Below are 13,147 nucleotides of genomic sequence, written 5' to 3'. Positions count from 1 at the left end.
AGATGGCGCATTCGTCTAGTGGTTTAGGACGCCGCCCTCTCAAGGCGGAGATCACGGGTTCTCCCAAAGGGACTCCTTTGGAGGAATCCCGTATGCGCTACGAATGAGGCGGAGATCACGGGTTCTCCTGAAGGGACTCCTTTGGAGGAATCCCGTATGCGCTACGAACGAGGAGGAGATCACGGGTTCTCCCAAAGGGACTCCTTTGGAGGAATCCCGTATGCGCTACGAATGAGGCGGAGATCACGGGTTCTCCCAAAGGGACTCCTTTGGAGGAATCCCGTATGCGCTGCAAGAAGTTATTTTTGTTGAAAATGGTGTGTGGGTTAATTCTTATATTGATTAACAAATAATTCGATAAAATAATTTTATAAAAAAGGTATCTGAATTAATTTCTCTTGCAAAAAATTTTGAATATCAATTTGAACTGATTTATAATAAGTAAAACGAATTTATTAATGACAGATAACTTAGAAGAAGAAAAAAAAAGAATTAAAAAAATAATTGAATTACTTCTAAAAGAATATCCTAATGCAAAAACAGCACTTAATTATTCAAATCCATTTCAATTGTTAATAGCTACAATTCTATCTGCACAATGCACTGATGAAAGAGTAAATTTAGTTACAAAAGATTTATTCAAGAAATACAAAAAGCCTCAAGATTTTTTAAGTGTTCCTCCTGAAGAAATTGAAAAAGATATTTATTCTACCGGCTTTTATAAACAGAAAACAAAAAGTATTATAAAATGCTGCTCAGAACTTGTTGAAAAATATAAAGGTAAGGTCCCAGATGATTTCGACGAACTCGTAAAGTTGCCAGGAGTAGGAAGAAAAACTGCTTCAGTTGTAGCAGGAAATGCTTTTAATATTCCTTCAATTGCAGTTGATACACATGTAACAAGATTAACCAATCTACTTGGATTTGTTGATACAAGCGACCCAATTAAAATCGAATTTAAGTTAAAAGAACTACTTCCTGAAAAATACTGGATTGTTTCTTCAAATCTTTTCATTAATCATGGAAGAAAAGTTTGTATAGCACGAAGACCAAAATGTGCAGAATGTGTGATATGCAAATATTGTCCTTCGTGTAAAATTACATAAACAAAAAGAGAGTTTTTTATGAATGATGATTTAATGCACAATCGAAATTACTGCCTTAATTTATTAAAGGAGTATACCAAAAGCGAAAATCTTATCAAACATGCTTATGCTGTTGAATCTTGTGTTCGTGCATATGCTGAAAAATTTAGAGAAGATATTGAATACTGGGGTAATGTTGCACTACTTCACGACTTTGATTATGAGAAATATCCTACTGCAGAAGAACATCCATACAAAGGTGCAGAAATTTTAAAGCAATTAGGATTCGAACAAAATTTTATTGAATCGATATTGTCTCATGCAGATTATACAAATATTCCAAGAGATACTTTGTTGAAAAAAGTCTTGTTTGCTTGTGACGAACTTGCCGGCTTTTTAACGGCAGTTGCATACGTAAGACCATCAAAAACAATTGATGAAGTTGAAGTAAAATCTGTAATTAAAAAGATGAAGGATAAAGCTTTTGCAAGAGCTGTAAGTAGAGAAGACATTATTAAAGGTGCACAGGAATTAGGAATTCCTCTTGAAGAACATATTCAGTTTTGTATCGATGCAATGAAAAAGAATAAAGAATTACTTGGACTTTAAGAATTATTAGCTTGACAAGTTCCATTCATTTTGTCTAAATTTGTCACCAAATTTATGGAGATATATTATAGAGAGTTTATTTACTTTTAATGAACTAAAGTTAGAAAAAGTTAATCAATAAGAAATTAGTTCTGATGAAAACAAAATTCTCTATAATATTTCTCCTTTTTATTTTAAATGTAGCTGTTCACGCTCAAGATATAAAGGTTCTTTCCTCGAGTTCAAATTCAATTGTATTTGAGTACACCCCAATTATTTTGGATACTTCATTTGTTTATTTGAATGGAGAAAAGTTTTTAACTCTTTCGATACCAAACACTTTCATAGATTTTATTTCTAATGACGATACTCCCAAATTACCTGTTCGTGAAGTAAATCTTGGGGTCCCATCTGAATTTGGAAATACTATTCAAGTAATTTCTTCTGAATATGAAGATTTTCCAGGAATTTTTATTCCTAAAAATTTAACAAGCAGAGATTCTCTAATTTATTTCTCAAGTAATAATTTATTAAATAACGATTTAGTTGCTTTTGGAGAATATGGCTTGGTTAGAAATCTTCCTGTTCAATCAATCAGAATTTATCCACTTCAGGTAGATTATCAGAAAAAAATTACAAGAGTATATAAAAAAATTGTAGTAAGTGTTAACTATCGTCAAGTTAGAGAAAATTTAGAATTAGTAAAGGAAGATTTTCTCCGCCATTTAATATTGAATTGGGATGTTGCTAAATACTGGGGAATCCCTGAAACAAAATTGTTAAAAAGCTCAAAGGCAAATCTTTCAAGTGGGACATGGTATAGATTTGAAATCCCTGAAGAAGGCATTTATAAAATTGATAGAAATTTCTTGCAAAGTTTAGGAATTGATGTTAATACAATTGACCCGAGAACAATTCAGATTTTTAGTATATGCGGTTATGCACTTCCAGAAAATTATTTATCCCAGAATAATATTGGCCTTAAAGAAGTTGCAATTTATGTAGCAGGAGAAAATGATGGCAAATTTGACCAAGCTGATTATATTTTATTTTATGGAAGAAATACAGAAGCATGGGAATATGATTCAAATGCAAGAAAAATTATTAGGGTCAAGCATCCATTCACAAAGAAAAGTTATTACTGGTTGACATTTGCTAAGAATAGTGGAAAAAGAGTTTCTTTGAAATCATCTTTGAACTTATCAAATATTTCTCAGCAGCAATATACTCTTGCTTATAAAAGTAATGATAAAGACAGCGTAAAAGTGGGACCTTCTGGAAGAGAATATTATGGCGATGAATTCAGCGGTTCAAGAAACAGCAGAAATTATATAACAACTTTAACAGGAATTCTGCCAAATTCAAGAGTGAATTATAATTTTAGATTAATTAATACTTCTACTTCAATTGTGAATTATTCAATCAGTGAAAGTAATAAACAGATTTACAGCGGTTCAATCTCGAGAATTTATGATTATTATTATGGACGTGCAGATTTTGGGAGTGCTTATTATGATGGAACACTTTCAGATGAAAGAAGCAACTTAAAGATTTCGATAAATACTATGTCTAGTGGTGTTAAAGTTTATCTTGATTATTTTGAAATTGAATACAGAAGAAAATTAGAAGCCGCAGGTGATTATTTACTTTTCTTTTCTAAAGATTCAACGGGAATTATTGAATACAGGATTACAAATTTTTCTAACAGCAATATTTTCGTATTTGATGTAACAGACAGCTGGGATGTTAAATTGATTGATGGAGCTTTTATAAGCGGAGGAGAAATTAGATTCCAGTCGAGTGAAGTAAAAAACAAAGTTTCTAAATATATTGCTGTAAATCCTAATGCTTTTAAAATACCTCAAAATGCATCAAGCATAAATATTACTGATATTACAAGTAACATTTCCGGAAGTGAATTAATAATTATCTCCAATAAATTTTTCCGCAATCAAGTTGAAAGATATGCAAATTATAGAGCAAATCAATCTCCGTATAAATTAACAACTTCGGTTTATTATGTTGATGATATCATAAATGAATTTTCTGGAGGTTTACTTGATCCTACAGCAATAAGAAATTTTTTAAAATATGCATATGATAACTGGCAAACAAAACCATTTTATGTTCTGTTGTTTGGAGATGGAGATTATGATTATCTAAATACAATTAAAGAAAGTATAGATAAAAATTTTGTCCCCACTTATCAAACTGTAGAATCTTTAGATGAGATTGCGTCATATGTTATGGATGATTATTATGCAAGAGTTTCAGGTTTTGATAAAAAAGCAGATTTGGCAATAGGAAGATTAAATGTTCAATCCGAAACAGATGCTGAATCTGTAATTAATAAAATTATTAATTATGAAAATAATCTTGAAAGAGGAATCTGGCGTTCAACAATAACATTAGTAGCAGATGATGGTCCTCAAGCTGTAGGACGAGATGATGGTAATATGCATACAAGTCAGTCAGAATATTTATCTTTGTATAAAGTTCCCAAATATTTCACACAGAATAAAATTTATTTAGCTGCTTATCCAACAGTATACACTGGGTTGGGAAGAAGAAAGCCAGATGTTAATAAAGCTATTATTAGTGCAATAAACAATGGCACATTAATTCTGAATTGGATTGGTCACGGGAATCCAAATACATGGGCTCATGAATATGTTTTTGAAAAAGCATCGACAATACCGCAATTGAAAAATCAAAATTATTTTTTCCTTACAGCAGCTACATGCGATTTTGGGAAATATGATGACCCAAACGAACAAAGTTCCACAGAACTTATGATTAATATGCCTAATAGTGGTGCAATCGGAGCTTTTACTGCTGCACGAGTAGTTTATGCTGATGCCAATGCCGAAATTAACAATACTTTTTATAGTTTTTTATTTAATCAAGACGAAAATAATTTTTTACCTATGCGCATAGGAGAAGCTTTTTACTTAACTAAACAAATTCGAACTCAACCTAATGACGAAAAATTTCATCTCTTTTGTGACCCGACCCTAAGATTAAACGAACCAATTTTATCAGCTTCAATCGATTCAATAAATGGAAAGACCTTAAATTCAGCTGTTCAGATTAATGCTCTTGGCGAAGTAAAAATTAATGGAACAGTAAAAGATTCCCGTAATGCACAACTTAATTTTAATGGAGAAGCTATAATAAGTGTTTTTGATTCTGACAAACAAGTAGAATTCAAAGAGATGAACTATATTGTATCAATGCCAGGAGGTTTAATTTACAGAGGTAGAACTACAGTAAATGATGGCAAATTTCAAACAGAATTTGTTGTTCCAAAAGATATTTCATATGAAAATAAAAACGGAAAAATTACTGCCTACATTTTTAATAATGAAACTGATGGTATTGGCTATACTGGAGATATAATTGTAGGAGGCACAAATCCAAATGCTGTTAATGATGGCAAAGGTCCAGAAATTCAAATTTACTTTGATAATGAAACCTTCGAAAATTCTTATCTTGTTAATCCTGATTTTACATTAATAGTTAGACTTAAAGATCAGACGGGAATAAATACAACCGGGGCAGGGATTGGTCATAAATTAGAAGGCATTCTTAATGATGATGAAAATAATGCTATAGATTTTACAAATTACTTTATTGGTGATTTAAATTCAGCAGGTAAATCTGGTGTAATAAAATATAAGTTTACTTCATTTCAACCGGGAGATTACAAGATAAAAATTAAAGCATGGGATGTTTTCAATAATTTTTCTTCAGAAGAAGCATATTTTACTGTTGTTTCGCCTGACGAAGGATTAAGTATAAGAAATGTTTATAATTTCCCGAATCCTTTTTCATCATATACAACTTTTACTTTTCAGCATAATATTTCTTCTTCAATTAATGTAAAAGTAAAAATATATTCTATTGCAGGAAGATTGATTAAAGAAATAGAAGAAAGAGACATTCTTGATAAATTTGTTAAAATTGATTGGGATGGAAGAGATAATGATGGTAATTCAATTGGAAATGGAACTTACCTTTATAAAATTTTAGTTGAATCTACAGATGGAAAAATTAAAAACAGTGCACTTGGAAAACTTGCAGTAATTAAATAAAAAAATTTTATATTTTTTATTCGAATAAAAATTATGCTAATTATTTTTCAATATATATAATCAGGAGGAACACATGAAAAGAATAATGATGATTATGATGCTGGCTTTTATGTTTCTATGTTTTGAAAAAATAAATGCACAGGGCGAAGCAGCATTGCCATTTTTATTAATTGCACCAGATTCAAGAGCAGGTGGAATAGGCGAATCAGGAACAGGACTTGCAGATAATTCTGCTGCTGTCTTCTGGAATCCAGCTGGAATTGCTTTTTTAACTGGCTCTGAAGTTAGTTTTACTCATAGTAATTGGCTCCCAGAATTTCATCTTGATTTATTTTACGACTATGCAACTTATCGACAATACATAGAAGATATAAGTGGAAGCATTACTGCAAGTGTTACATACATGAATTACGGGGAATTTGTTCGAACATTATCAAATTCTCCTGAACCAGTAGGAACTTTCAGGTCTTATGATGCTGCTTTGACCGTCGGTTATGCTACAAAATTAAGCAATGACTGGGGATTGGGATTTAATTTTAGATTAATTCACAGCCGCCTTGCAGATAAACCCACCGAACAAGAACAGGGAAAAGGAGTTGCTACCACTGTAAGTTTTGACATTGGGGCAATGTGGCGTCCCGAAAAATTTAATTTACCTTTTATTGGTGATATGGGAAACAGATTCAGTCTCGGGATGAATCTTAGTAATTTAGGACCAAAAATTTATTATATTGACCAAGCTCAGGCAGACCCAATTCCTACTAACTTTCGACTTGGTATTGCAACAAGATTATTTCAAGATGATTTTAATTCTCTAACTTTAACACTTGATTTCAGTAAACTACTTGTAGATAAAGGCGAGGCTTTTAGAGGACAGGTTGACACAACTAACAATGTTAAGAAAAAGAGAAAAGATTTTTATGAAGCAATCTTTTCTGCTTGGGCTGATCAAACAATAGGAGAAGAAATTCGTGATATAAATACTTCAGCAGGAATTGAATATTGGTATGGTCAACCCGGTGATTTTATGTTCGCATTACGAGCAGGATTTTTCTATGAAGACCCTGCATTTGGCAACAGAAAATTTGTAACTCTTGGTGCTGGTATCCGATACGATATGTATGGTTTTGATTTTAGTTATCTCACTACTGATGTTTTCAAAAATGGTGAAAATCATCCTCTCAATAATACCTTGAGATTTACTTTACTTATTGGATGGGGAGCTGTGCCTCAAAAACAATTAGGATTTCCTCGCGGAATTTAATTTCTTATGAAGAAAATAATTTTATTTTTACTTTTAGCAGGATTGAGCAGTTCATTTGCTCAATCCTTTAATCTAAGAGTTTTACATAAACTCAATGAACCAAAAGTTTTTAATTCTTCAGATACTTTGAAAATTCTTGCAGTTCTCGTTGAATTCAAAGAAGATAATGACCCCAATACTTTTGGTAATGGTAAATTTGGTTCAATTTATTCTAAGGATTATGGAGATACAATTTTAGACCCATATCCTCATGATGTTAAATATTTTGAAAATCATCTGGAGTTTGCAAAAAATTATTTTAATAAAGTTTCAAATGGAAAATTAAATATCAATTATACTGTTCTTCCTAAAGTAATAACAGTTTCTCAAATAATGAGAAATTATGCTCCACCGCCTTCAAATCCTGATGATTTGTCTAATCTTGCTAAGTTTGCTAAAGAAGTATGGCATCTTGCAGATTCTATTTATGGTGATGTGGATTTTTCAAAATATGACCTCTTTACAATTTTTCATGCTGGAGTTGGAAATGCATACTATCCAAATGGCAGATTAGGTATTGAAAGAGATTTGCCTTCTATTTATTTAAGTGAAAATTCTCTTAAATCAGTCTTTGGAAATAATTTCGATGGTTTTAAAACAAAAAATTTTTCTATCAAAAACACAATCATTTTACCGACAACAGAATCAAAAGAAATTGATTCATTTGGAGAAAAAATTCTTTATCAAATGTCAATTAATGGTTTAATAGTAGGAAACATTGCAAGCTATCTTGGTTTACCAGATTTGTTTAACACAGAAACTGGAGTAACTGCAATTGATAGATTTGGTTTAATGGATGGTAATGCTATTTTTGCTTTCAACGGAACTTTTCCACCTGAACCTTCTGCATGGGAAAAAATTTATCTCGGCTGGCTTGAACCAGTTGTTATTGATAAGATTGATAAAAAAATTAATATTGTTGCAAGACTCGCAGCTCAAATGAATGATACTATAGTTGTCAAAGTTCCTATTAATTCTTCTGAGTATTATTTAATTGAAAACAGGCAACGCGATGTTAAGAAAGATGGTGCAACAATAACATATAAAAGAGGAAATAACATTTATACATTTCATGCTGATAAAGATAGACCGAGATTTAATTTTAGCAATGCCGATACATTATCAGGAGTAATTACCGATGTTGATGAATTTGATTGGGCAGTGCCGGGAAATGGAATTGTAATCTGGCATATTGATGAAAATATTATAAAAGAAAAAATTATAATTAATAAAATAAATGCTGATATAAAAAATAGAGGTGTTGATGTAGAAGAAGCAGATGGCATTCAGGATATTGGTGAACATTTTACATCTGTACTGGGTGATTTTTATGGTATTGGAAGCGAAGAGGATTTCTGGTTTGCTAATAATAAAGCAAAATTATATAAAAATAAATTTGGGCCAGATACAAAACCAGACACTAAATCAAACAGTGGAGCTAATAGTTTAATCACAATCGAAAATTTCTCGCCTTCTGCAAATAAAATGTCATTCGAAATAAAATTTGGAGAGAATTTTATTAAACCTGTCTCATCATATTCATATAACTTCAAAAACCCTCAGATTATTAGTATTCCTTCAGAAAATTATCATTCATTCTATATTTTTGATGATGTTAATCTTCTGATGATTAGTCGAGACAATCAAAAAATAAAATCATACAATAATTTTGGTGATAAAAATATTGCATCTGTTAATTTCGGAAATGATTATATCTTGGGAGCAATTGGCAATAAAATTAATTATTTAATCAATAATTCTTTTGAAGATCATACCGGAAGCATTGATGTATCTTTTAGAGTTACATCTCCTATAGTAATTTCAAATGAAAACAATAAACTATTTGCCTATGCAGGAACTGCAAATGGATATCTAATAAAAATTAATATTGAATCATTGTACAATGGAAGTGGAAATAATTATGAAATAACAAAAGTTGCTGATGAAGATGTAATCCAAATTTGCAAACCATACAATAGCACAAAAAATTATTTTTCAATAATAACAACTTCATCATTTTATGATAGTGATAATTTCAAGTTGACTTTGCCTCATAAACCTTTAAGAGCTGCATTGCTTTATGATAATTCCACTTCAGTTTTCATAAATGTAATTCTTACAGAAGGAAATTACTTTTATATTATTGAAAGAGGAACAATAATCAAAGAGTTTAAGATTAACTCTGAAAATCAAATCAATTATTTTTCTTTATTTACTGATAATGAAAATGGAGAAGGAAAGATATTATTAAATAATGGCGAGAAATTAGAAGCATATAATCTCAATGGAATACTTTTAGATAATTTTCCAATAATTGAACCAAATAAAGGAAATTTTATTTCACTTCCATTGGCTGCAGATTTAAATGGTGATGGAGTAATTGATATTATAGCAGCTTCTGATAAAGGGAATCTTTATGCTTATGATTCAAAAACAGCTAAAGTTCTGAAAAATTTCCCCATTACAGTTGGGACAAAAATAATTTTAACTCCTGCAATTTATATTTATCAGCCAGAATCAATGTCGCCTTTGTCTTTTCAGACTTTGATAATGATTGATAAAAATAATTATTTGATTCAGTGGACAATCGGAATTAAAAACAGCATTAAAAGCAGTGTTACAGGTTGGAATAGTGAATTTTCAAATTCAACAAATAATTCATCAATAGAATTTTCAAAAATCATTAATAATGATAAAAGATTTTTCCCTGAAGAAAAAGTTTATAACTGGCCTAATCCAGTTTATAATGATGAAACATTTATTCGATTTTATGTTTCTGAAAATTCAGAAGTTAAAATCAAAATATTCGACCTTGCAGGTGAACTCGTAGATGAATTAAGTGGCTATGCAAACGGAAATTATGATAATGAAGTTAAATGGAATGTAAAAAATGTACAAAGCGGAGTTTATTTTGCAAATGTTGAAGTGAAATCAGCATCTGGTAAATTTGCAAACAAAGTAATTAAGATTGCTGTTATCAAATAACTAAACACATATCCAGATTTTCACATGAAAAAGTACATATCAATTATTTTCTTGATTCCTGTTTTAATTCTTGCTCAGTTTAATGAATATGAGCCTGATTATGAATGGCTAACCATAAAAGGGGAACATGTTTATGTTCATTACCATCCTGAAGCTGAAAGAACTGCGCGGACTGTATTAAAAATTGCTGAAGAAATTTGGGGACCAATAACTTCACTTTATGAATATGAACCTGAGCCTGTTCATTTTGTAATTAAGGATATTGATGATTATTCAAATGGTGCTACATATTTTTTTGATAATAAAATTGAAATATGGGCTTCGGCTCTCGATTTTGATTTAAGAGGCACACATAATTGGTTACGCAATGTTATCTCTCATGAATTTACTCATATGGTCCAAATTCAGTCTTCTATGAAATTAAGCAGAAAATTTCCTGCAGTTTATTTTCAATTTATGAATTATGAAAAAAAGAGAAGGCCCGATATACTTTATGGCTTCCCGAATTTTATTGCGTCCTATCCTGTTGCTTCTGTAAATGTACCAGCATGGTTTGCAGAAGGAACAGCTCAATATATGCGTAAAGAATTTGGTTATGATGATTGGGATACTCACCGTGACATGATTTTACGATGTTATGCTTTAAGTAATAAAATGTTAACCTGGAATCAAATGGGAGTATTTGATAAAACAAGTTTAGGAAATGAATCAGTTTATAATGCTGGATTTGCTCTTACTCGTTATATCGCTCAAAAGTATGGCGAAGATAAATTGCAAAAAATTTCGAATAAACTTGGTAAACTTTCAAACTTCACAATAGATGCAGCTATTAAAGATGTAATTGGAATTACAGGAAAAGAATTGTATGATGAGTGGACAACTTTTCTTAAGAATGATTATAAAAATAGAATTAAAGATGTTCTTGATAATCGTGTCGAAGGAGAAATGATTACCCCAATAGGTTTTGGTAATTTTTATCCTGTATTTTATGACAGTAGTAAAATACTCTACATATCGAATAAAGAAAATGACTACTTTGGTATGTCTTCAATTTTTCTACTTGATTTGAAAACAAAAGAAGAAAAATTGCTTGTCCCTCTTGTCCGTTCTACTGTTTCAAGAATTCCCGGTGAAGAAAAAATTGTTTATGCAAAATTGAGTGATGATAATCCACGATGGAATAACATTCATGACCTGTATATTTATGACCTTAAAACAGATAAGAGTAAAAGAATTACATTTGGTTTAAGGGCAAATAACCCAGATGTATCGCCCGATGGCAAAAAAATAGTTTTCCTATTTCAAAAAGATGGAACGACAAATATTGGTATTGTGAATGTTGACGGCAAAGAATTTCATCAATTAACATTTTTTTATAATGGGGAACAGGTTTATAATCCCAAATTTTCTCCAGACGGAAATTTTATTGTTTTTGGATATTCGCTTAAGAATACAAGAGAAATTGCTAAGGTAAACATCGATGGGAGTGATTTTTCAATATTAATCGGCAATGGTTATGATAATAGAGATGCGGTTTTTGACCGTGAAGGTAATTTAATTTATTCATCTGATGAAGCAGGGATTTTCAATTTGTATAAAATTAACTTAAGCACGAAAGAGAAAATAAAATTAACTAATGTTGTGGGAGGAGCATTTCAACCAGCAGTTGATTTCAATGGGAATATAATTTATTCTGGATATACAGCCGATGGTTTCAAACTCTTTTATTTGCCAAAAGAAGAACAAAGTAAAGTTGACAGTTCTAAAAATTATGTCTGGAGAAATAATCCCCCGCTTTCAGAAGATAAACCAAAGGGAGATTTAGTTAATTTTGATTTATCACGTTTAATCAATTATGATGATTCAAAAGTACATAATTATGAAGCACAAAAATACAGAGGTTATTTTTCGCGTGTAAGTATCATCCCTTTTATTCGTTATGATAATTATACTACATCAAATTCTGCAATTGATAGAATTAAACCCGGAGTTTATCTTGCTTCGAGTGATTACCTGAATCGATTCAGTATTTTTGGAGGTGGTGCAATTAATAAACGCTTTGAAAGAGATTTATTTTTGTCTTTTGAATATCGAGATAAATTACCAATACTTTTCAAATTAGGTTTAAGACCAGAAGCTGGAATAGAAATTTACAGTGTAAGCAGAAAAGCAAACACTTTAATTGTTTTTGATTCGCTGGATACTTCATTTAATACAACAACTGATGTTACTTATAATTTATTTGAAAGCGACTTCTTCTTGCGCCATAAAATTTTTACAGAAGGGAATAACTTAGAATTCAGATTTGTTTTGAGCAGTTATACTGCTACTCTTGGCAGTTTTATTTTTCCAAATACAAACATTCTTTATCCAACAACAAATGATACTTATTTCATCGGCAGAGATTTACAAATTAAATATGTTCATGATGGAATTAAACCAACAGTGGATTCGGATATTAATCCAATTGGAAGAAAAATTGAATTTAAATATGATTATGAATTTAATCGATATAATCCTGATGGAGAGTATACAGTTGAAGATGGTATGTTGAAACCGAAGTATAAAAATTTCAATTTTCACAGAATAGAATTAAACTGGAAAGAATTTTTTGAAATACAGAAAGACCATACTCTAACAACACAATTTAGGATAGCATCAATTTTAGGACCTACTGTACCTGACTTCTTCGATTTTTATCTTGGTGGTTTAATTGGCATGAAAAGTTATCCATTTTATTCAATAAGCGGAAATGAATTAAGCTGGTTGAATTTAACATATCGATTTCCATTAATAAAAAATATTGATACAAGAATTGGTCATCTTTACATCGATAAAATTTATATGTCTGTTTATGCTGATTTTGGGAATGCTTGGAATGGTAGAATTCCTTCGCTTAAAGATTTTAAAAAAGGAGCTGGCATTGAACTGAGAATCAAAATGAATTCATTTTATATATTCCCTACAAGTTTATTTATTAATGCTGCATATTCTTTCGATAAATTTTCGAGAAAGATATTGAATGAAAATGTTAATTATGGTAAAGAATGGAATTTTTATGGTGGTATTTTATTTGACTTCAATTTTTAATG

6 protein-coding genes and 1 tRNA gene are annotated in these 13,147 nt (G+C 30.7%); all 7 read left to right on the top strand.

Going from position 1 to position 13,147, the window contains the following annotated elements; genetic code table 11:
• Window positions 1–4: 4 nt before the first annotated feature.
• The 7 genes from VJY32_RS10635 (at window position 5) to VJY32_RS10605 (ending at window position 13,145) form a co-directional block, all read left to right on the top strand.
• Window positions 5–100 (top strand) — tRNA-Glu (locus tag VJY32_RS10635).
• Window positions 101–458: 358 nt separating this feature from the next.
• Window positions 459–1,106 carry an endonuclease III gene (gene nth / locus VJY32_RS10630; protein WP_353677896.1) on the top strand — a complete coding sequence of 216 codons (648 nt, stop codon included), beginning with the start codon at window positions 459–461 and terminating at the stop codon, window positions 1,104–1,106.
• Between the two features lie 18 nt (window positions 1,107–1,124).
• Window positions 1,125–1,694, top strand: coding sequence for an HDIG domain-containing metalloprotein (locus VJY32_RS10625; protein ID WP_353677895.1), 570 nt, complete (start codon window positions 1,125–1,127; stop codon window positions 1,692–1,694).
• Between the two features lie 134 nt (window positions 1,695–1,828).
• Complete coding sequence (porU, locus tag VJY32_RS10620) at window positions 1,829–5,767, top strand: type IX secretion system sortase PorU (protein ID WP_353677894.1); 3,939 nt, start codon at window positions 1,829–1,831, stop codon at window positions 5,765–5,767.
• 73 nt (window positions 5,768–5,840) lie between these two features.
• Complete coding sequence (gene porV / locus VJY32_RS10615; protein WP_353677893.1) at window positions 5,841–7,031, top strand: type IX secretion system outer membrane channel protein PorV; 1,191 nt, start codon at window positions 5,841–5,843, stop codon at window positions 7,029–7,031.
• A gap of 6 nt (window positions 7,032–7,037) precedes the next feature.
• A complete protein-coding gene (locus VJY32_RS10610) occupies window positions 7,038–10,055 on the top strand; it encodes a T9SS-dependent M6-like inactivated metalloprotease (protein ID WP_353677892.1) in 3,018 nt (1,005 codons plus the stop codon).
• A 24-nt stretch (window positions 10,056–10,079) separates the two neighbouring features.
• Window positions 10,080–13,145: a biopolymer transporter Tol gene (locus VJY32_RS10605; protein WP_353677891.1), complete on the top strand. Its 3,066-nt coding sequence runs from the start codon at window positions 10,080–10,082 to the stop codon at window positions 13,143–13,145.
• The last annotated feature ends 2 nt before the right edge of the window (window positions 13,146–13,147 follow it).

Origin of the sequence: Rosettibacter primus, from assembly GCF_036860675.1 — a bacterium.
GTDB classification, from domain to species: Bacteria; Bacteroidota; Ignavibacteria; order Ignavibacteriales; family Melioribacteraceae; genus Rosettibacter; species Rosettibacter primus.
The sequence above is the reverse complement of the archived record's forward strand: the minus strand, read 5'-3'. Positions and strand labels throughout refer to the sequence as shown.